Annotated in this window: 24 protein-coding genes; 5 read left to right on the forward strand and 19 right to left on the reverse strand. The window is 50.9% G+C overall.

Going from position 1 to position 18,999, the window contains the following annotated elements:
- Positions 1-81: 81 nt before the first annotated feature.
- From VF724_RS07215 to VF724_RS07270, 12 genes are all read right to left on the reverse strand, one after another.
- Positions 82-498: an Asp23/Gls24 family envelope stress response protein gene (locus VF724_RS07215; protein ID WP_371753562.1), complete on the reverse strand. Its 417-nt coding sequence runs from the start codon at positions 496-498 to the stop codon at positions 82-84.
- A 201-nt stretch (positions 499-699) separates the two neighbouring features.
- A complete protein-coding gene (gene accC, locus VF724_RS07220; RefSeq protein ID WP_371753563.1) occupies positions 700-2,058 on the reverse strand; it encodes an acetyl-CoA carboxylase biotin carboxylase subunit in 1,359 nt (452 codons plus the stop codon).
- A gap of 41 nt (positions 2,059-2,099) precedes the next feature.
- Positions 2,100-2,603: an acetyl-CoA carboxylase biotin carboxyl carrier protein gene (gene accB, locus VF724_RS07225; protein WP_371753564.1), complete on the reverse strand. Its 504-nt coding sequence runs from the start codon at positions 2,601-2,603 to the stop codon at positions 2,100-2,102.
- 221 nt (positions 2,604-2,824) lie between these two features.
- The gene (locus VF724_RS07230) at positions 2,825-3,517 is read right to left on the reverse strand and encodes a SpoIIIAH-like family protein (RefSeq protein ID WP_371753565.1); all 693 of its coding nucleotides are present in this window, start codon (positions 3,515-3,517) and stop codon (positions 2,825-2,827) included.
- Between the two features lie 28 nt (positions 3,518-3,545).
- Positions 3,546-4,181 (reverse strand): stage III sporulation protein AG, encoded by a 636-nt coding sequence (gene spoIIIAG, locus VF724_RS07235; RefSeq protein WP_371753566.1) that lies wholly within the window; start codon positions 4,179-4,181, stop codon positions 3,546-3,548.
- 66 nt (positions 4,182-4,247) lie between these two features.
- On the reverse strand, positions 4,248-4,979 hold the full coding sequence (gene spoIIIAF, locus VF724_RS07240) for a stage III sporulation protein AF (RefSeq protein WP_371753567.1): 732 nt from the start codon (positions 4,977-4,979) through the stop codon (positions 4,248-4,250).
- Between the two features lie 25 nt (positions 4,980-5,004).
- The gene (spoIIIAE, locus tag VF724_RS07245; RefSeq protein WP_371753568.1) at positions 5,005-6,186 is read right to left on the reverse strand and encodes a stage III sporulation protein AE; all 1,182 of its coding nucleotides are present in this window, start codon (positions 6,184-6,186) and stop codon (positions 5,005-5,007) included.
- Positions 6,187-6,229: 43 nt separating this feature from the next.
- Complete coding sequence (gene spoIIIAD, locus VF724_RS07250; protein ID WP_371753695.1) at positions 6,230-6,619, reverse strand: stage III sporulation protein AD; 390 nt, start codon at positions 6,617-6,619, stop codon at positions 6,230-6,232.
- Positions 6,620-6,793: 174 nt separating this feature from the next.
- A complete protein-coding gene (gene spoIIIAC / locus VF724_RS07255) occupies positions 6,794-6,997 on the reverse strand; it encodes a stage III sporulation protein AC (RefSeq protein WP_371753569.1) in 204 nt (67 codons plus the stop codon).
- Positions 6,998-7,034: 37 nt separating this feature from the next.
- Positions 7,035-7,553, reverse strand: coding sequence for a stage III sporulation protein SpoIIIAB (gene spoIIIAB, locus VF724_RS07260; RefSeq protein WP_371753570.1), 519 nt, complete (start codon positions 7,551-7,553; stop codon positions 7,035-7,037).
- 7 nt (positions 7,554-7,560) lie between these two features.
- Positions 7,561-8,577 (reverse strand): stage III sporulation protein AA, encoded by a 1,017-nt coding sequence (spoIIIAA, locus tag VF724_RS07265; protein WP_371753571.1) that lies wholly within the window; start codon positions 8,575-8,577, stop codon positions 7,561-7,563.
- An 85-nt stretch (positions 8,578-8,662) separates the two neighbouring features.
- A complete protein-coding gene (locus tag VF724_RS07270; protein WP_371753572.1) occupies positions 8,663-8,929 on the reverse strand; it encodes a YqhV family protein in 267 nt (88 codons plus the stop codon).
- Between the two features lie 178 nt (positions 8,930-9,107).
- On the opposite strand from VF724_RS07270, the gene comA reads away from it, so the two are divergent.
- The 3 genes from comA to VF724_RS07285 all read left to right on the forward strand — a co-directional run bounded on the left by comA (position 9,108) and on the right by VF724_RS07285 (position 11,535).
- Positions 9,108-9,935, forward strand: a complete 828-nt coding sequence (gene comA, locus VF724_RS07275) for a phosphosulfolactate synthase (protein ID WP_371753573.1) — start codon at positions 9,108-9,110, stop codon at positions 9,933-9,935.
- Positions 9,936-9,953: 18 nt separating this feature from the next.
- Positions 9,954-10,664 carry a 2-phosphosulfolactate phosphatase gene (locus tag VF724_RS07280; protein WP_371753574.1) on the forward strand — a complete coding sequence of 237 codons (711 nt, stop codon included), beginning with the start codon at positions 9,954-9,956 and terminating at the stop codon, positions 10,662-10,664.
- 406 nt (positions 10,665-11,070) lie between these two features.
- Positions 11,071-11,535, forward strand: coding sequence for a DUF441 domain-containing protein (locus VF724_RS07285; RefSeq protein WP_371753575.1), 465 nt, complete (start codon positions 11,071-11,073; stop codon positions 11,533-11,535).
- A 163-nt stretch (positions 11,536-11,698) separates the two neighbouring features.
- Here VF724_RS07285 and VF724_RS07290 read toward each other — a convergent pair whose 3' ends face one another.
- The 5 genes from VF724_RS07290 to VF724_RS07310 form a co-directional block, all read right to left on the reverse strand.
- The gene (locus VF724_RS07290) at positions 11,699-12,952 is read right to left on the reverse strand and encodes an aspartate kinase (RefSeq protein WP_371753576.1); all 1,254 of its coding nucleotides are present in this window, start codon (positions 12,950-12,952) and stop codon (positions 11,699-11,701) included.
- A gap of 40 nt (positions 12,953-12,992) precedes the next feature.
- Complete coding sequence (efp, locus tag VF724_RS07295) at positions 12,993-13,550, reverse strand: elongation factor P (RefSeq protein ID WP_371753577.1); 558 nt, start codon at positions 13,548-13,550, stop codon at positions 12,993-12,995.
- Positions 13,551-13,671: 121 nt separating this feature from the next.
- Positions 13,672-14,745 carry a M24 family metallopeptidase gene (locus tag VF724_RS07300; protein WP_371753578.1) on the reverse strand — a complete coding sequence of 358 codons (1,074 nt, stop codon included), beginning with the start codon at positions 14,743-14,745 and terminating at the stop codon, positions 13,672-13,674.
- Between the two features lie 4 nt (positions 14,746-14,749).
- Entirely contained in the window at positions 14,750-15,196 is a 447-nt protein-coding gene (gene aroQ, locus VF724_RS07305; RefSeq protein ID WP_371753579.1) for a type II 3-dehydroquinate dehydratase, read from the reverse strand.
- 102 nt (positions 15,197-15,298) lie between these two features.
- Positions 15,299-15,805, reverse strand: a complete 507-nt coding sequence (locus VF724_RS07310; protein ID WP_371753580.1) for a YqhR family membrane protein — start codon at positions 15,803-15,805, stop codon at positions 15,299-15,301.
- Between the two features lie 238 nt (positions 15,806-16,043).
- Between VF724_RS07310 and VF724_RS07315 the strand changes: the two genes are divergently transcribed.
- Both VF724_RS07315 and VF724_RS07320 read left to right on the forward strand, forming a co-directional pair.
- The gene (locus VF724_RS07315; RefSeq protein ID WP_371753581.1) at positions 16,044-17,015 is read left to right on the forward strand and encodes a DUF1385 domain-containing protein; all 972 of its coding nucleotides are present in this window, start codon (positions 16,044-16,046) and stop codon (positions 17,013-17,015) included.
- Between the two features lie 15 nt (positions 17,016-17,030).
- Positions 17,031-17,330 carry a hypothetical protein gene (locus tag VF724_RS07320; protein ID WP_371753582.1) on the forward strand — a complete coding sequence of 100 codons (300 nt, stop codon included), beginning with the start codon at positions 17,031-17,033 and terminating at the stop codon, positions 17,328-17,330.
- A 37-nt stretch (positions 17,331-17,367) separates the two neighbouring features.
- Here the strand turns inward: VF724_RS07320 and VF724_RS07325 are convergent, their stop codons facing one another.
- Together VF724_RS07325 and mntR are read right to left on the reverse strand one after the other, a co-directional pair.
- Complete coding sequence (locus VF724_RS07325; RefSeq protein WP_371753696.1) at positions 17,368-18,342, reverse strand: patatin-like phospholipase family protein; 975 nt, start codon at positions 18,340-18,342, stop codon at positions 17,368-17,370.
- Positions 18,343-18,473: 131 nt separating this feature from the next.
- The gene (mntR, locus tag VF724_RS07330; protein ID WP_371753583.1) at positions 18,474-18,902 is read right to left on the reverse strand and encodes a transcriptional regulator MntR; all 429 of its coding nucleotides are present in this window, start codon (positions 18,900-18,902) and stop codon (positions 18,474-18,476) included.
- Between the last annotated feature and the right edge of the window lie 97 nt (positions 18,903-18,999).

Below are 18,999 nucleotides of genomic sequence, written 5' to 3' on the forward strand. Positions count from 1 at the left end.
GTCCCCTTCCGGCGTTAAAGTAAACCCCCAGGCTCGATGCCGGGGGTTCGTCAACAGAATGCCTATAGCCATTAGCGAATCTTATCGGACCCGCTGAACTGCAGCTGTCTCGTCTTCAACGGATGGTTTATCCTGTTCTTTGAAATGGACATCGTGTATATGCACGTTGACTTCGACCACGCTGAGTCCGGTCATGGAATAGATGGCATTCTTTACATTCTTCTGGATTTCCGCCGCCACCTCGGGAATGCGGCGGCCGTATTCAACGACGATGGACACATCCACCGCTGCCTCTTTTTGCCCGACCTCGACCTTCACGCCCTTGGATAAATTCTTGCGACCCAAAAGTTCCGCGATCCCCCCGGCAATCCCTCCGCTCATGCCGGCCACTCCGGGAACCTCAACGGTGGCCAAACCGGCGATGATTTCAATCACCTCGGGAGCAATCTGAATGTTCCCCAATTCGGTTTTCTCATAATCGGGAGCAATTGTATTCATAAAAATACACCTCCAAAGTCAAAACATGCGGTACTGTCCGAAACGACCGATGACAGCAGAAACATAAGATTGGTTCGTCTTATACTTATATTACTATACCATTTCATGATAATTATGACAAACAGTTGCTCGCCGACCGCACTTTATCAGCCCACCTGTTTTCCAGCAGCAAGCTGAAGAACGGAAAATTATCAACCGGGCTTATGAATCGGGATCGTTCACGTCATGCTCATCCAGGAATTTGATATCGAAATCGCCGGATAGAAATTTTTTGTGCTGCAGCAGCTTCAAATGAAAGGGAACGGTCGTATGAATCCCTTCCACGGCAAATTCGTGCAGCGCTCTGCTCATTCTGGCAATGGCGGCTTCGCGGGTTTCGCCCCATACGATCAGTTTGGCTACCATCGAATCGTAATGGGGAGAGATCGTATATCCCGTATAAGCGGCGCTGTCCACCCTGACACCCAAGCCGCCGGGAGGCAAATAAAGCTGAATCTGCCCCGGTGAGGGGATAAAGCCGCGATCCGGATCCTCCGCATTAATTCTGCATTCAATCGACCATCCCTTGATGGTGACGTCCTCCTGGGAGAACGAGAGCGGATTTCCTTCGGCAATGGAGATCATTTCTTTTACGATATCCACGCCGGTTACCATTTCCGTTACGGGATGCTCAACCTGAATCCGCGTGTTCATTTCCATAAAATAAAAGTGACCGTCCGGTCCAAGCAAAAATTCCAGGGTTCCGGCCCCGGAGTAGTTGACGGCCCGGGCCGCGCGCACCGCCGCATCACCCATGCGTTCCCTGACATCCGGCGTCAGCACGGGACAGGGAGCCTCCTCAACCAGCTTTTGGCGTCTGCGTTGGACGGAGCAGTCCCGTTCACCCAAATGGACGACATTCCCGTGCTTATCGGCCAAAATCTGGATCTCCACATGCTTCATTCCGGTCAAATATTTTTCCAGGTATACCCCGGAGTTTCCAAAGGCTTTCTGCGCCTCCAGCTGAGCGGCAGAAATTTGCTGGACGAGCTGATCCTCGTTTTCGGCGATGCGAATTCCCTTGCCGCCTCCGCCCGCAGTTGCCTTGATGACGATCGGATACCCGACTTCCGAGGCGATGCGCACGGCGTCGTCCATGTGCTCCACCAAACCGTCGGAACCGGGAATAACCGGCACACCCGCTTCAATCATCGTCCGTTTGGCCTCGGATTTGTCGCCCATCCTGCTGATCGCATCGGGGGACGGCCCGATGAATGTGATCCCGACGGTTTCGCAAATTTCCGCAAAGTCGGCATTCTCGGCCAGAAATCCGTAGCCCGGATGAATCGCGTCCGCCTCCGTCAGCGTTGCCACACTCATGATGTTCGTCAAGTTCAAATAGCTGTCTTTGGACGGGGCCGGCCCAATGCAATACGCTTCATCGGCCAGTCTGACGTGAAGTGCGTTGCGGTCCGCCTCGGAAAACACCGCCACCGTATAAATGCCCATTTCCCGGCAGGCACGGATAATGCGAACGGCGATTTCTCCGCGGTTGGCAACCAATATTTTGTGAAACTTCATGAATCATATTCCTCCTAAACTTCAGTAGCGCGAAATAAGGCTTAGGCATCGCGTTTGACCCGAAACAAGGGTTGTCCGAATTCAACCAACTGGCCGTTTTCCACCAGCACCTCGACGATTTCCCCTTTGATCTCGGCTTCAATTTCATTCATCAGCTTCATGGCTTCCACAATGCAGACCACGGTCTTCTCCTTGACTTTATCCCCGACTTTCACAAACGGTGCCGCTCCCGGAGACGGTGCTTCATAGAACGTGCCGACCATCGGGGAAACGATGCTGTGCAGATTGTCGTCCGTTTGTTCCTCCCTTGCCGGTGCAAAAGCCGCCTCTTTGACGGGAGAGGAGACTTGTGCCGTTTCGGGGACATAAGCTTGCGTATGTACGGGCTGCATGGCGGGAGCGGGGACCGTATTGATGATCACCGGTTCGGTTGTATTGGCTTTACGGATCATCAGCCGGGAACCGTCATGATCGATCTCCAGCTCCCGAACGGAAGTTTGATCCACCAGCTTAATCAATTCCTTGATTTCACTCAGTTTGAACATGCAAACATTCACTCCTTCAGCGTTGGCTGTCACAGCTTGACAGAAGAACAAGATTGCGGAAGGCTTGACCGCAACGTTAGTATTATATCACAATCCCGTTTTGCACACGAACAGAATTATAACCGATTTGCCGTTGGAAGGATACCCATTTCTATCTAGCCCTCCGCCGGACAGCAAAAAGAGCCGGGTTTCCGGCTCTGTCCGCTTGCGAATCGGGTTTCTCACTTCATGTATTTGACAACCACATTGTTCGGCGTGATCTTCAATTCGCCGGTCATAAGGTCGACGATGCTGACGGCTTGGCTCTTCTGCAGCTTGTCGCTCTTGACCAGCACGCTCCATTTGGAACCGGATTCGGAGACGAACACATCCGCATAATCCTTCAGCAATTCCTGCTCAATGTTGCTGATTTTCGCCTGTTTGTCCTCCAGCTTCTGCATATCGTCATAGGCCTTGCTCACCACATCGGCGCTTTTCGTCGTATCCCCGATGATCGCCATCAGCTGGTCGGATTGGCGATTCATTTCTTCATCCCTTTTCATGTGCAGCGACGTGAAATAGTCCTGACTTGAAGCCGGCTGCGACTCGATCTTTTTCAAAATTTGCTCGTCGCCCTGCGGCTGATTCATCGCGGTGCCGACGCTGTCTTTAGAGGTCGGATTCTGTGCCGCCGCGCTGTCCTTAGAATTCTGCTTTCCAGTGCCTGCAGCTGCGGAGCCTGCGCTTTGACCTCCCGCCGAATTGTCCGAGCCGCCTGTCTGGTCCGCTTTGATGCCCGTCCCTTGTTGATCTGTAAGCTTACCGGTCACCGTATCCAGTTGGTCGACATTGTCGGTGAACAAATAGTAAGCGGAAAGCACTACCATTAAGCTCAGCATGGAAACAAGCCAGATTGTTTGCCTTTTCGAATTCATCCGTGATTCCTCCTTCTTATTATCCCCTCTATTGTTTTCTCGGTACAATGGAAATGCGGTACGAAGGCACATCCAGACCTCGTTCGACCGCTTCGACAATCAACTTTTTGACGGTCAGATTTTCAGCTCCTCTGGCGACAATCAACACCCCCCTTATCCTTGGTTTGATTTTTTTCAGCACAATGGGAGTTTGATCGCCGGAGACTTGATACAGGACGACCTCTCCGTCTTGCGTGACATCCGTAACGTGCCGGGTGGCTCCGCTTTGATCCTTTTCATCGGTAACTTGCTGTGTATCCTTGCGGTTTTTTTCAACGACGATCTCCTCGGTCGAATCGATATTGACCATCACATTGACCTCCCCGACACCGACGATTTTTTCCAGTATTTCCTTTAGTCTCGACTCGTACATCGTTTCATATTCAGAAAACGGCGATTGCGGATTTCCTTTCGAAACGAACGCCTCCCGGGCCGGCTTCTCCGGAGGAGCGGCTTTGCTTTCAATGATCTTATCCGTGTTTTTCACGTTCACAAAAGAATTGAGGATCATGAACATGATTCCCGTCAAGCCGATTATCAGCAGCCAGCGAAACGTGGAAACTCTTTTTGCGCCGCCCGGCCCGCCCCCGATCCAGTTTTCCATCCATTGCAGCAATTTTTCCATGAGCCTCTCCTCCCGCCGACGAATTTCGCTGACCGGATTGACGAAATGGCCCGCATGTCCGCCTGCCTATTCCGGTTTCGACGGATCACGGTCAAAGATAATTTGAATTTTATCCTCGGGTATTTTCCATTGGTCCGTCAGCATCCTCTTGATCCGCCGGCCGGTTTCCCGCATGGAGGCATTCTCGCTCTCCGTCCGCGCAGCCGCCGGTACGGCTTCGGATTTCTGTTTTCCAACGTGAATCTTTATGTCAACCGGTTCAATCGGTTTGACCGGAGAAATGGTCAGTCCCGTTCCTGAACCGGAGGATTTTTCCTTTACAGCATCCCGCTCTCCATCGTTGAGGAGGACCACCTGCACGCTGCCGATCGACAAGCTCTGATTCGGTCCGATGTCCAGCTTCACGTTCACTTCCCGCACCCGCTGCGGCTCAGTCCTTTCAATCTGCTGCCGGATCAATCCGGCCAGCCGCTCTCTCGTAATGTCCGCTGCCTGCTTTACCCCTTCCTCCCGCAGTTTTTCCCCTTGCTGGAGAATATACCGGGTCGCGGCTTCGGACGCTTTTCCATAAGCATCGGCTTGCGACCAATTCTCCAGCTCCGCGGCCGCTTTGATGCTGAAAGAACGGTCAAACAGCGCGGAAAGGATCGGCGAAAGCAGAACGACCAGTATGAACAGGCTGATCACAACCTTCACATAACGCTGCATGCTGCTGTTCGGCAGCATCAAATCTACAAACGTCGCCAGCAGAATCACCATAATGATTTCTTTCAGCCAACCGCTCAGCCAGGCAATCATCGCAGCATCCTCCTTATCGGCCCGATCAGCGCATCATGATGGATACATTGCCTGCCGTTATGATGATGGTCACCGCCAGGAAGAACATCAAGCCGACGGCGGCAAGCGCGGCAAACACATATATCATGTTTTTTCCGATGGTTTCCAGACAGGCGGTTATCGGACTTTCCCCCAACGGCTGCAGGACGGCAGCGGACAAATTATAGATGAAGGCGAGCGTCAATATCTTGACGGCCGGGAAGGCAGCTAGCAGAATAATGATGATCACGCCGACCAGGCCGATGGCGTTTTTGACCAACAGCGAGGCGCTGATCACGGTATCGGCCGCGTCGGAGAACAGTCCACCGACGATCGGCACGAAATTTCCGGCGACATATTTGGCCGTCCGGATCGTCACCCCGTCCGTCACCCCGCTGGTCGCTCCCTGCACGGTAATAACGCCGAGAAAAACCGTCAGAAAAACTCCCAGCAGGCCCACGCTGACATTGCGCAGCAAATTGGCCAATTGTGTGACTTTGTACTTCTCGTTCAACGAGCTGACAATGTGCAGCACCGTTGAAAAAAACAGCAGCGGAAAGACCACGGCATAAATCAGCGTACCCACCGTATGAATCATAAAAATGATCAGCGGATGAAGAATCGAAGCGGAGACTACGCTCCCCATCGATGCCAGCAGGGTTAACAGCAGCGGGATCATGGCCACCATAAAGTCGATCATTCCGGTAATCGCCGACTTGGCGTATCCGATTGCGACGCTGAAGCTGTTGATGGCGATGATGATCATCACTGTGTATGTGATGGCGTAAGCGACGCTGCTCACAGCTTTTCGCTCGAATGCGCCCTGAAGCGTCTGCAGAATTTGACTGAATACCGTCAGAATTACGATCGTCGCGAGCAGTTTCCCATTGTATAAAACTTCATGCAAAAAATACGAGAGCAGCCCTTTCATCACAGTAGAGATACTTAATCCTTCCCTCCCGGGGAGGATCATATCCATCAGGGTCGGCGTTCGGTTTCCGGGAAAATACCCGCCGTACTGCTGCATCAGCTGCTGCCAGTAAGCCTCGACCTGATCCGTTTGGACATGCTGTGCCTGCTCTTTGATTATGGCATCCATCGGCCCGTCCGCCCGAACGCTGCCGGGAAACCACAGGAGCAGAGCAAACGCGAGAACCGCAGCGGCTTTCCGGTATTTCAAGATGGACATCGCCGGATCTCTCCTTCGAATGCCTGCGGCCAGGCCAAAGTGGTTAAGCGGGAAGCAGCTTGATCACCGTTTCGATAATTACCGTGATGATCGGAATCGCCATGACCATGATCAGGATTTTGCCTGCAAGCTCAATTTTTGAGGCGATCGATTCTTGTCCCGCATCGCGGATGACTTGGGCACCGAATTCGGCAATGTATGCGATTCCTATGATCTTCAATACCGTCTTCAGAAAGATCATGTTGATGTGGGACTGTTCGGCCAGATTCTCCAATACCCGGATGATCGCGGCAATTTTACCGATCAGGTACAAGAAAATGATGATTCCCGTAAATAGGGCCAGCAGGAAAGCAAATACCGGCTTTTGCTCCTTGATCACAAGCGACAGCACCGTGGCGATCAAGCCGATCCCGACGATTTGGATCATTTCCACATCGATCACCTACCTTGAAAATTCTCTTCCATTAAAAATAAATTCAATGAGAATTCTTCAAGGGGACGCTTCAGCCTGCCATTTTTCATCAGCTCTGGCGGAATGAAAATGGCTTGGGACGTCAGAAAATTCAAATCCGCTTAAAGTGATTCAATATAAATTCTTCAAGGACGCTTACTGGAAGAGAAAAATCGTTTTGATTTCTTTCAGCAATTCATCGAGCATTCTGATTACCATAAACAGAACGACGATAAAGCCGATCAATGTGACCCAATGCGCCATATCTTCTTTTCCCATTTGCTTCAGGACGGTGTGGATCATGGCGATGATGATTCCGATTCCGGCTATCTGAAAAATCGCGTTCACGTCTACATTCATTTCATAGGCACCTCACACATCCGTATCAGGAAGGCCGTTAATACATCATGATGACGATCAATACGCCCGCAAGTATCCCAAGGCTCTTCCACATCTTTTCATAACGCTTCTGCTCGTCGATTGCCGTCATCTCTTCCCTTTGCAGCTCGCGGATGGCCAAATGTAGATGCTTCACTTGATCCTCCCTATCGGAAATTCCCAAGGTTCTGCCCAGCTGTCTGACAATCTCTCTCTCCGTTTCTTTCATGGCTGTCTGCTTCCAATAATCCAGAGCGGTGAATTCCCATACTTCCTGGAGTGTGATTCCTTGCTCCTGCTCCAGCCTGTCGCCGATCTGCCCGAAAAGCCCGGAGACCGGCGCCGCAGTTTTTCTGCCGAGCTTCCGCAGAGCCTCCGGCAGCGGGGTCAGCGCATACACGATTTCCGTCTCCAATACCTGCAGGGCGTGAATCAATCCGCGAATTTGTCTCGGCCTTGAAGCAAGGCGCCAGGACTGGTAAAATCCGGCCATCGCACCGGCGAACAAGACAAGCGCGGCTCCCATCAACTTCAGCATGAACGCTTCACACTTTCTTCACATGGGAATCAAATGGGGTTTTAACCTGGAGAAAGCCGCTCCCGTCAAAAACCTGCAGCGGCCGTCCGGTGCCTTTTCTTCCGGGCAGAACGACATACCGCTCAAAAATGCCTTCCTCGATGAGTTCCCTGAGCATCGGCCGGCTCCGGATATCCTCCAGCCCCGCTCCATGCGCCGTGGCGAGCACTTTAATACCCGCCCGCAGCGCCTCGCGAATGGCTGCGGCATCCTCGGGTCTGCCGATCTCGTCGACCACAAGCACATCTGGCGACATCGAACGGATCATCATCATCATGCCTTCCGCCTTCGGACAGTGATCCATCACATCCGTGCGCGGACCGACATGAAACGTCGGGACTCCTTTTACGCAGGCGGCCAATTCCGACCTTTCGTCGATAATCCCCACTTTTTTGCCCTTCCAAGCCAGTTGGTGCGGCCACTCGCCGGTGCTGATCATGCGTGCGAGATCGCGGATCACGGTGGTTTTGCCCCAAAGGGGAGGGGAGATCAGGAGAGTATGGCGGACCGTTTGCGCCTCAAAGTCAATCAGATAGGGCAGAACGCTCCGACCGGCGCCGATCATCTCTCTGGCCAGACGGATATTGAAGCCTGTCACGTCTTTGATTTGCTTGATCTCTCCTTTATCCAGCACAACCCTGCCGCAAAGCCCTACCCTATGACCGCCCCTTACCGTGATAAACCCTCTTTTCAGCTCTTCCTCAAAGGTGTACAGTGAATGATCGGTCAGAAGGTCCAACAGTTGAAGGCATTCCTGATGACTGGGCCTGTATGCCGCAGCGGGATTATCCGAAATCTTCCCGCCGGCGTCAACGAAAGCATGATCATGGTCGTACACGATTTCCAGCGGCCGGCTTTCCCTGATGCGGATTTCCTGCAATGTCTCCAATATCTCGCGGGGAAGACCAGCTGCAATTCTGTGCAGGGATCCCGGCAGAAAGGAAAAAACATGATCCGGCATGATCGCTTCCTCCAAGTTGTCCATTCGTTTACATCCATATGTATGCTTGGCCCCCTCAAATATGACTGGTGAAGCGAACTTTTCCCCGACGTCTGCCTGAAAATCCGCTTCATTTCTTGATAATGCCAAAAAAGATGCAGCTGACACCGAGCAAAATCCAAAGCATCCGGGTGAACGAAATTTTATCGGCGATTCCGACCAGTCCGATCGTCGTTGTGCTAATCAAAATGACCGGTCCGACCAGCGCCAATCCCGAATTCACGATCAACGCCTTATCGATTTGGTTCAACCGCAGCATAATTACTGCGGCAATCAATTCAAGGCTGCCGGAAATCATTCGGAGCATCGCCATGCTGAGAACGACTTTGTTCAACATCCGATTTTACGCCTCCCTTGCAGTCCCTTTTTTGAAAAATGGACAATAATGGACCAACCTTCTACTAATCTATGCAGGCATGTCTATTTTTAGGATTACTGGGCACACCCCTATCTTGCAGCGCATATATTGCTTACATGCGTCATACATTTAAAACTTACAGTAAGGAGATAGTTGGATGAAAGTAACCGTTCATATGAACTGGCACCCGCAGTTGGCCGATCCCACCGGCAGCAGAAACATGAAGCCGAGATCAACTGGCAAAACGATGGTCATTGACAAAGGGCTGGGACTTCACACATTTGAGGATCTTCTCCATACCTCGGGGGAATACATCGACATCATCAAGCTCGGCTTCGGCACTTCTCCTTTATATCCCAAGCCGATCCTGGAAAGAAAAATTCAGCTGGCCAGGGAAAACGACATCTGCATTCTACCGGGCGGAACTTTTCTCGAGAGCGCGATTTGTCATGACGTGACGGATGCGTTCTTTGGCATGATTGCCGAATTGGGTTTCACGGGGCTGGAGGTTTCCGACGGCACCATCGAGATGGACCGGAATCTGCGCAACCAGTTGATCATGCGGGGTGTAAAGCAGGGATTTCGTGTATTCACCGAATACGGCAAAAAAACAAAAGGCTCCTCCATTCATTCGAAAGAGCTGGTGGACACGGTTCATATCGATACGGAATACGGAGCAGAGCTTGTCATTATTGAAGGCCGGGAATCGGGCAAAGGTGTCGGCATCTATGATGAGCAGGGAGATTTTGAAGACGGACGGATTCTGGATCTGTTGAAAAACATTCCGAACCCGTCGGCCATCATGTGGGAAGCTCCGTTGAAGGATCAGCAGGTGCATCTGATTCGGTTATTGGGACGTGATGCCAATCTGGGCAATATCGCCGCCGGAGATCTGCTGTCCCTGGAATCCTTAAGAAGAGGCTTAAGATCAGACACCTTCAGTTTCGCCAATGATGTATCGCATGCCTCATTTGACGGAATCTAACAACAGGAGGAATCAAACATGCGGTTGGACGTTATCCCCAGTGTGAATGAAGCCAGATCCGACGACTTGATTCACAAGACAGTCATCGTGATCGATGTGCTGCGGGCCACCAGCACGATCGTGACAGCACTGGCCGCCGGATGCGCAGGGATCATTCCCGTAGAGACCGTCATACAGGCAAAAAATCTTCGGGAGGAAGGAGAACTTCTCGGAGGAGAAAGATACTGCAAAAAAATAACCGGGTTTGATCTCGGAAACTCTCCGCTTGAATACAGGGACCATGGCCTGCAGGGGGAAAAAATCATCATGACGACCACAAACGGAACCAGAGCCATGCAAAAAGTGCAAAAAGCTTCTCATGTTTTGCTGGGGTCCCTGTTGAATGCCCGCAGCTGTGCGAGGGTGGCTTGGGAATTAAAGCGCGACGTGGTTCTGGTCTGCGCGGGGACGCAGGATCAATTTTCGTTAGAGGATGGCTTATGCGCCGGATGTATCGTAGACTGCATTTATTCATTCGCCGAAGAACAGCCGGAAGTGAATGATTTCGGCCTGGCCATGCGGCATGCCTATCTGCATGCCGGCACCGACATGCAGAACGCGATCCTGTCCTGCGCCAACGGAAAGAAATTGTGCCGGCTTGGCTTTGAGGAGGATGTCCTGTTTTGCTGCAATTTTAATCAATTTGATGTCGTTCCGGTTCTGCAGGATCATATTCTCGTGAAATTATGACATGCCGCGAAGAATTATTCCAAGAACAATAACCCTTCGGGTGACTGAAATAACGAAACCCATACTTTAGCGTTGTTTAGAGAGATGGGTATGGCCTTCGGCTCATACCCATGCTCCCCTGCATCTTCAACTCATCCTTCTACTTCGATTTCTTCCCCTTCGATTTCTTCCCCCTCATGGTTCCATTACACTCGACGTACTTCGTACGAATGACGGAAATCACGCCCACCACATATTCCTTGGTTTTGTTTTTTCGGCGGCAGTAATGCTGGATGACCTTATCCACTTCTTGGCCTGTTTGGGTCTTCCCAAAAATATTTCCTCAGTTCCTTGGGGACTGTAGAAGCATGAACAAGCACCACCGTTCATACAATGTGTTAGAACGATGAGGACAAGGGGCTCTGCCATGAACGGTGAAATTGTATTGGTGATTCTCATTATTGTGGGTATGCTGGGGCGTTCGCATATCATCACGATTGCCGCATGCATTCTGCTTGCTGTCAAACTGTTCGATTTGGACCGTTTTCTGCCCTCGGTCGAAAGGCGCGGGCTTGAGCTCGGTCTGCTTTTTTTGACGATGGCCGTGCTTGTCCCTTTCGCAAGCAATAAAATAACCTTGAGGGAAGTCATCTCCGTGTTCACGTCTCTCCCGGGCGTCATCGCTTTGGCCGGAGGAGCTTTGGCTACTTATATGAACGGAAAAGGACTGGAGCTGTTAAAAATAGACCCACAGTTGATTGTGGGTCTCGTGATCGGCTCAATTTTCGGCATCGTTTTTCTTAAAGGCATTCCCGTCGGTCCGCTGATGGCCGCGGGCATTACCGCCGTGCTGTTGAAAATCGCACAAATTTTGTTTGGCGGACTCCGTTAGAGGCTCAGGGGTCTGTCCGACGTAAGCAAGATCGTGAATATTTACTCAATTAAATTCGTTATTCCGTAAAAGGGATGGCAGTTGCACTTCCGCACTCATTCCCTTATTCCTTCATACTCCATTTGAATAAAAATTCACGAAAATCAATCCGTCGGACAGGCTTCTATCGGCGTTCTTTCGGCCCCCCGACAAAGGCTTGTTCGCTTGTATCCAATCCATAAGCGCTATGAAGCGCGATAATGACATCATTTGCGCGATCCGCAGCCACCACGCAGGAAACCTTGATATCCGACGTGCTGACCATTTGAATGTTGACGTTCTGGCCGGAAATCACCTCAAACATCTTCGCCGCCACACCGGGATTGCTGACCATACCTGCGCCGACGATCGACACCTTGGCCAGCCCCGCTTCCGAAGTCACCTCCCTGTAGGATACCTCCGGCCGAATGTTTTCAATGACCTGCAGGGCCTTGCCGACGTCAGCAGATGATACGGTGAAAGAGAAATCCGCCTTTCCATTCAGCGTGCCGCTTTGTACGATGATGTCGACATTGATGCCTTCCTTCGCCAGCGAAGTGAACACTTTGGCCAAAATGCCCGGCGTATCCTCAACTTCCAGGATGCTGATCCTCGCAACGTTCTTGTCCAAAGCGATTCCTTTGACAACGATACCGTGCTCCACTTCCGCTTCCTCCTTTACCTGCGTACCTTCGTTGTGATTAAAGCTGGAACGCACAACCAACTGTACGTCGTAATGTTTGGCATATTCGACTGCCCTCGGATGAAGAACGGCAGCGCCGAGATTAGCCAGCTCCAGCATTTCATCGTATGAGATTTGATCCAGTTTCCGTGCGCATTTGACGATTCTCGGATCGGTGGAGTAAACTCCGTCCACATCCGTATAAATTTCGCAATAATCCGCATGAATCGCAGCAGCCATCGCTACAGCGGTCGTGTCCGAACCGCCGCGGCCAAGCGTTGTGATTTCACCGTCTCCGGATATTCCCTGGAAGCCGGCGACTATGACGATTTTCCCTTGATCCAAGGATGCCAGCACGCGATCCGGACGGATATCGGTTATCCGGGCCTTGGCGTGAACCGGCTCGGTAATCATCCCGGCCTGCCAGCCGGTATAGGATACCGCTTCATGACCGAAGCTCTGAATGGCCATAGCCAGCAGCGCGATCGAAATCTGTTCTCCTGTGGTCAACAGCATATCCATCTCTCTCGCCGGCGGATGATCGGTGAGTTGATTGGACAAATCGATCAATTCATCAGTCGTATCCCCCATGGCGGACACGACAACCACGCAGCGATTCCCCTGCTCCTTGCTTGCAATGATTCGTTCGGCCACTTTTTTGATTCGCTCCGCAGTGCCGACTGAACTTCCGCCGAATTTCATCACGATTAAAGACAAACCGAACACTCCTAACCCATTTCAATTATGTTGTCGCAAATTAAGCGCGGGAAATATATTTGCCTTCGCGCGTATCGATCAGCAGAACGTCTCCTTCATTGATAAACAGCGGAACCTGCACCTGCAGGCCGGTTTCCACCTTTGCGTTCTTGGTGGCGCCTGTCGCGGTGTTGCCTTTAATTCCCGGTTCCGTTTCAATGACCTTCAACTCCACGCTGTTCGGCATATTGATGCCGAGAATTTCCCCTTGAAACGACATAATATTGACATTCATGTTTTCCTTGAGAAAATTCAGTTCCCATTCCAACTGCTTCCGGCTCAATGTAATCTGATCGTATGTCTCAGTGTCCATAAACGTAAATTCATTGCCGCTCGCATACAAATACTGCATCTCTCGGTTTTCAATGTGCGCGCGCGTGACATTCTCGCCGGCGCGGAACGTTTTTTCAACGGTATTGCCGTTTCTTAAATTTTTCAGCTTTGAACGGACGAAGGCTGCGCCTTTGCCTGGCTTCACATGCTGAAATTCGATGACGGTAAACAAATCCCCATCCACTTCAATGGTCAATCCGGTTTTAAAGTCGTTAACTGAAATCACTGTGTTTCCCTCCTGAGATTTGAAAATGGCATATGTATACGTGAAAACGGCTGCTGCCGGCGCGCTTTCAGTATAAAGATCTAGTCAGACGCGAATCGGGGGTACGTAATGATCCGGCCTTCTAATTGAGCACGATAAAGTCTTTGGATGCCTTGGTGATAATTTCAATGCCGTTGTGCGTAATCACCACGTCATCTTCAATACGGACGCCGCCGAAACCCGGCAAATATATGCCCGGTTCAACCGTAACCACCATACCCGGCTTCAAAACGGTATCGCTGTTCACGGAAAGCCTCGGAGCTTCATGGATCTCCAGCCCCAGACCGTGACCGGTGCCGTGTCCGAAATGATCCCCGTAGCCGTATTTGGCGATCACGCCTCTGGCCAGTGCATCGGCTTCACGCCCGATCATACCCGGCTTCAGATGCTCAAGCACGTTCAGCTGCGCCTCCAGCACGATGTCGTAAATTTGCCTGTGCTTGTCGGACGGCTTTCCAAGGAGCACCGTTCGGGTAATATCCGAGCAATACCCTTTGTAATAAGCCCCGAAATCCAGCTTGACAAATTCGTTGCTGCCGAGCTTTCTTTCACCGGCAACCCCGTGGGGCAGAGCGGACCTTTCTCCGGAAGCTACGATTGTGTCAAATGAAGAGGAGTCGGCTCCGTTCCTGCGCAGAAAAATTTCGATTTCCAGTGCGATGTCTTTTTCCGCAAGTCCCGGCCTGAGTACCTTCAAAATGTGGGAAAACGTCCGATCCGCAAGCTCCGCGGCTTCCCGCAGCACCTGCAGTTCGGAATCGTCCTTTTCCAGCCTTAACGTCTCTACCAAATTCGATGTCGGTACAAGCTCGATTCCGGCCAGCTTTTTGGCATATTCTTGATAAGTGCCAAATCTCAGATGGTCTTGTTCAAAACCGAGGCGGGCCAGCTGCAGCTCGTTCAACGTCATCTTGATCGAATCGGTCAGGTTGGGCAAATGCTCAATAACCTCATAATACTTTGCTTGAAGCGGCGCTTGCGTCCGGTACCTGAAATCGGTGTAAAGCACCGCCTTTTCTTGTGTGATCAGCGCATAACCCGCCGTACCGGTAAAGCCTGTCATGTATCTGCGGTTGTAAACATTCGTGATCAGCAGGGCTTCCAGACCGATCTTGGCCATGGCGTTTCTCAGCCGTTGAATGCGAACGGATTCCATGAGATCAACCCTTCTTCATAAGATATTGATGAATAGCCGTCAATCCCAGCTCGTAGCTGAAGGTGCCGAAACCGGCTATTTGCCCGATTACGACAGGGGCCGTCACGGATACATGGCGGAACGGCTCCCGCTTATGAATGTTCGAAAGATGCACTTCCACCGCCGGAATGCCGACCGCGTCCAAGGCGTCGCGAATGGCATAGCTGTAATGGGTAAAGGCCCCCGGATTGATGACAATGCCATCCTTTTCGCCGTGTGCCTGATGAATTCTGTCGATCAAAGCGCCTTCATGGTTGGACTGAAAAAAATCCAATTCAATTCCGGACAAGCTTTCTGCCAGGCGCTCAAGCTTCCGTTCAATGTCGGACAGCGTTTCGACGCCGTAAACGGCAGGCTCCCGGATGCCCAGCATATTTAAATTCGGGCCGTTCAGAATCAGTATTTGCTTCATCAGGCTACCACCTTCAGATCTTCTCAAGATTACACCCGGATCTTCTCAACTAACACATTGTAACACAGCACACCCTGTTTTGAGAATAACTTCCGCCGATTTTCAACGATTCGATCCTAGGGCGCCGGGTTCCCGGACTCTTTCGTCGGTAAATTCGTAAGAGATGCTGAAGCCGATGAAAACCCCCCATAAGGTAAACAGGCACAAATCCGCCAGCAATGTGTTCGTATCCAGAAGCCGTATCGATTTCATCATTCCGGAAGGGGGGCCGACGAGCAAATACAGGACAGCCCACCACGCCAATCCGTAAAACAAGCCGATCCAAGGTCCTTTATGCTTGACGAACAGCGCGGTGTAGAGCAGCGCGGCGGCAATCGAAAAAACGATAAAGAACAGCAGGCCGATCACATGTCCGTTCCAAGTTTTTAAAAATTCATTTTTGAAAAACGGTTCGGCCAAAAATCCCGGAATCACTTTGGTGAACTTGATCAAGTAAAGCAGGATTTTTAACGCTCCCCAGATGAGACCGGCAAAAAAGCCGATATACATCGCATGCATCCACCGATTGGTTAAAGGCTTGCCACTCGATTCCCGGTTGTCTTCCGCCATTAATCGCGAATCCTTTCTGACAAAATATTTTTTACAGCATTATGGTCGAACAGACTCCTTTTTAGTATGTTCATCTATCTTTATGTGAATTCTTCAAGAACGCTTCAGCGCGCCATTTTCATCACCTTTGGCGGCACGAAAAATGGCATGGGGCGTCTGATGGCAATGTAAACAAGTGGCGTTTCCCGATTAATTTCGTTACAATAGAAACAGGAATCCAGAAGGAAGGTGACTTCAGATGTCGCAGCCCAAATGCACGATTTATGGCGGGCAAGCAGTGATCGAGGGCGTCATGTTCGGCGGTCAAACCGTTCACGTAACTGCCGTACGCCGCAAAAATAACGAAATCGAATTCTTTGAAGCGCCCAAACGGGAACAGAATTGGGTCAAAGCTCTGAAAAAAATCCCCTTTGTCAGAGGACTCGTCGGAATTGTCGAAGCCAGCGCTAAAGGTTCTCAGCATTTGACGTTTTCTGCGGAGGCCTATGCGGAGGACGAAAGCGGCGAAGAAACAAGTACGACGGCCAAAAAAGTGGCCAAGGACGAGAAAAAATCGATTTTCTCCAACTTCTCCACCATTTTGAGCGTAGCCGTCGTCGGCGTTCTGTCGTTTATTTTCGGCAAACTGATATTTACGCTGGTACCTGCATTTGTGGAAGACTTTTTATTCAGGAATGCGTTCGAGAACCAGGTGCTGCACAATTTCATAGAAGGCATTATCAAAATTGTTTTGCTGCTCTTCTATCTGTTTGCCATCTCACAAACTCCGCTGATTAAACGACTGTTCCAATACCATGGGGCCGAGCACAAAGTCATCAGCTGCTATGAGGCCGGGGAGGAGCTGACCGTTCGGAACGTGCAGAAATACAGCACGCTGCATTACCGCTGCGGCAGCAGCTTTATGGTACTGACCGTCATTATCGGCGTGGTGATCTATTCGTTTATCGGCTACGATACCCTGTGGGAAAGAATTGTCCAGCGCGTGGCGCTGCTGCCCGTGGTCATCGGAGTTTCCTATGAAGTGCTGCGTTTTACAAACAGCGTCAGAGAAATTCCGCTGCTTCGGTACCTCGGTTACCCGGGACTCTGGCTCCAGCATTTGACGACCAAGCAGCCGGACGACCGGCAGGTCGAAGTGGCGATCGCATCCTTCAAGCGGATGCTCGAGCTCGACGGCCGGAATGCATCCGATCCCGGACTTGTCCGATAACACAAGGGGGCGCCTATGAGAAATCGGCAGCAGATTGTGATCTATATTGTAGCCATATTGTTCGCGATAGGCTTCATCACAAGCGTCGCATACAATTTCCGCCAATGGCTTATTCCCCTCGTCGTATTCGGAATCGTCTTTGTTCTTTACAAATTCCCGCCGAAGCGCTACGGACGCAACCGGAGTTACCAACGCACGGGATACCGGCCGGGAACAAAAAAGGACTCGCAGGCGAAGCGAAACAAAGCCCGCTTCCGGGTCATTGAAGGCAATAAAAACAGTGGGGATGATAATGAAACACCCCGCTACCATTGAATTCAGCTTGATTTTCCAGTCTGTAACCCATATGGGTTCAGACTTTTTGTTTCTGCACGATATTCTTATATTGGGACATATAAGCGGACACGGACCACTTGTCGAAAAACCGCAACGCCGCACTGTAGCCTGAATCGTACAGCTTTTTGCTCAATTCCCGGGAAATCCCGAATTGAGTGGTTTGCACCCCGAGCGTCGGAATTTTGATCGTTCGAAAACGGTTGTGGTCCTCGATATATCTTTCGTCATGCGCATCCATCATCGTGGCCAGCAAGGCCTGAAACATCGTGAACGGACCGTAGATTTTCCTCGCGACCCCCTCCTTCATCCCGACAAGCTGAAAGCCGACCGTCGGCATCATATTTGTTCTTTCTTGCAAAGCACTTTCCTTGTCAAAGATCCACAATGGAAAATTGCTGAGAATCCCTCCATCCACGATGTAGACAAACTGCTGCTTGAAATGCAGCGGTTTTTCCTTGAATCTCAGCGGTTTTCGATAGATGACAGGGTCGAAAAAATAGGGCAGGCTGGCGCTCATCCTGACAGCACTGGCCACCTCGAGCTTTTGAGGATCGACGCCATAGTTTCGGATATCTTCGGGCAGCACGAGAATCCGCCCGTCTGAAATATCGGATGCGATGATGCGCAATTGATTCGGCTTAAGATCGCCAAAGGTCCGCACTCCTTTTTGCTGCAGCAAGCCCTTGATCCAGAACTCAAGACTTTCCCCGGAATACAATCCTTTTTTTATGAACAGCCGAACCATCGGCCCTACGACTCTGACACGATGCCATAACGTTTTTTTCAAAAAAGAAGTAAACGGAGTCTGCAAAAGAATTTTTTCGATTTCGTCTGCCGTGTAACCGGAAGCAATCAATGAAGCGATGATCGCTCCGGAGGAAGTGCCTGCCACCTTATTGAAGCGAACTCCCCTGTCCTCTGCCGCCTTCAAGGCGCCGACCAAGCCAATCGCTTTAACCCCACCCCCTTCAAATACCGCATTGACGAGCAGAACGCATCACCTCCAGCTGCGAAAAACTGATGAAGACTGTTATACTCAGTATGTATGCGGTTTCAGGTTGGCCCTATGCAGGCCATTTTTTTCGAAAAAAAAACCGGCGTGGCCGGGGTTTCGCAAGATTTCTATTCAGTTGTCTCCAGCTCCATACGAAGCAGGTGCAGATCCTTGATCCGTTCCGGATCCCGGCGGAAGAATTCAACCAGCGATTCGATGCAGGTGATGGAATCCCAGCTCAAATGATGCTCGATCCCTTCAACATCCTGATAAATATTGTCTTGTTGCACTCCGATCAGGTAAAGGAAATCCTCCAGCAGTTGATGCCGGTCAACCAAGCGTTTTCCCATCTTTTTGCCCTTCGAGGTCAAAATCAAACCCCGGTATTTTTCATAGATCAGGTAATTGTCCTTATCGAGTTTTTGAATCATTTTCGTCACCGATGAGGGATGGACTTCCAAGCCCTCCGCAATGTCAGATACTCTTGCGTACCCTTTTTCATCGATCAATTTATAGATTCGCTCAAGATAGTCTTCCATGCTGGGTGTGGCCGCCATTCAGTTCCCTCCAAACCAATCTGTCTTCTTATGATACACTGTATCGCTTCCAGAAGACAAGGCATACCCGATATTGTTGATTATTTATCATTATATT

Origin of the sequence: Ferviditalea candida (assembly GCF_035282765.1) — a bacterium.
Taxonomy (GTDB): domain Bacteria; phylum Bacillota; class Bacilli; order Paenibacillales; family KCTC-25726; genus Ferviditalea; species Ferviditalea candida.

Bases quoted from the DNA above. Each gene is read 5' to 3' on its own strand.
- aroQ (WP_371753579.1), bottom strand. From the start codon at position 15,196: ATGAAGCAAATACTGATTCTGAACGGCCCGAATTTAAATATGCTGGGC.
- VF724_RS07285 (WP_371753575.1), top strand. From the start codon at position 11,071: ATGAACGGTGAAATTGTATTGGTGATTCTCATTATTGTGGGTATGCTG.
- VF724_RS07230 (WP_371753565.1), bottom strand. From the start codon at position 3,517: ATGAATTCGAAAAGGCAAACAATCTGGCTTGTTTCCATGCTGAGCTTA.
- accC (WP_371753563.1), bottom strand. From the start codon at position 2,058: ATGAAGTTTCACAAAATATTGGTTGCCAACCGCGGAGAAATCGCCGTT.
- spoIIIAB (WP_371753570.1), bottom strand. From the start codon at position 7,553: ATGCTGAAGTTGATGGGAGCCGCGCTTGTCTTGTTCGCCGGTGCGATG.
- VF724_RS07215 (WP_371753562.1), bottom strand. From the start codon at position 498: ATGAATACAATTGCTCCCGATTATGAGAAAACCGAATTGGGGAACATT.
- VF724_RS07300 (WP_371753578.1), bottom strand. From the start codon at position 14,745: ATGGAATCCGTTCGCATTCAACGGCTGAGAAACGCCATGGCCAAGATC.
- VF724_RS07310 (WP_371753580.1), bottom strand. From the start codon at position 15,805: ATGGCGGAAGACAACCGGGAATCGAGTGGCAAGCCTTTAACCAATCGG.
- spoIIIAA (WP_371753571.1), bottom strand. From the start codon at position 8,577: ATGGACAACTTGGAGGAAGCGATCATGCCGGATCATGTTTTTTCCTTT.
- spoIIIAE (WP_371753568.1), bottom strand. From the start codon at position 6,186: ATGTCCATCTTGAAATACCGGAAAGCCGCTGCGGTTCTCGCGTTTGCT.
- mntR (WP_371753583.1), bottom strand. From the start codon at position 18,902: ATGGCGGCCACACCCAGCATGGAAGACTATCTTGAGCGAATCTATAAA.
- spoIIIAG (WP_371753566.1), bottom strand. From the start codon at position 4,181: ATGGAAAAATTGCTGCAATGGATGGAAAACTGGATCGGGGGCGGGCCG.
- VF724_RS07280 (WP_371753574.1), top strand. From the start codon at position 9,954: ATGCGGTTGGACGTTATCCCCAGTGTGAATGAAGCCAGATCCGACGAC.
- spoIIIAC (WP_371753569.1), bottom strand. From the start codon at position 6,997: ATGAATGTAGACGTGAACGCGATTTTTCAGATAGCCGGAATCGGAATC.
- VF724_RS07315 (WP_371753581.1), top strand. From the start codon at position 16,044: ATGTCGCAGCCCAAATGCACGATTTATGGCGGGCAAGCAGTGATCGAG.
- accB (WP_371753564.1), bottom strand. From the start codon at position 2,603: ATGTTCAAACTGAGTGAAATCAAGGAATTGATTAAGCTGGTGGATCAA.
- comA (WP_371753573.1), top strand. From the start codon at position 9,108: ATGAAAGTAACCGTTCATATGAACTGGCACCCGCAGTTGGCCGATCCC.
- VF724_RS07270 (WP_371753572.1), bottom strand. From the start codon at position 8,929: ATGTTGAACAAAGTCGTTCTCAGCATGGCGATGCTCCGAATGATTTCC.
- VF724_RS07320 (WP_371753582.1), top strand. From the start codon at position 17,031: ATGAGAAATCGGCAGCAGATTGTGATCTATATTGTAGCCATATTGTTC.
- spoIIIAF (WP_371753567.1), bottom strand. From the start codon at position 4,979: ATGATTGCCTGGCTGAGCGGTTGGCTGAAAGAAATCATTATGGTGATT.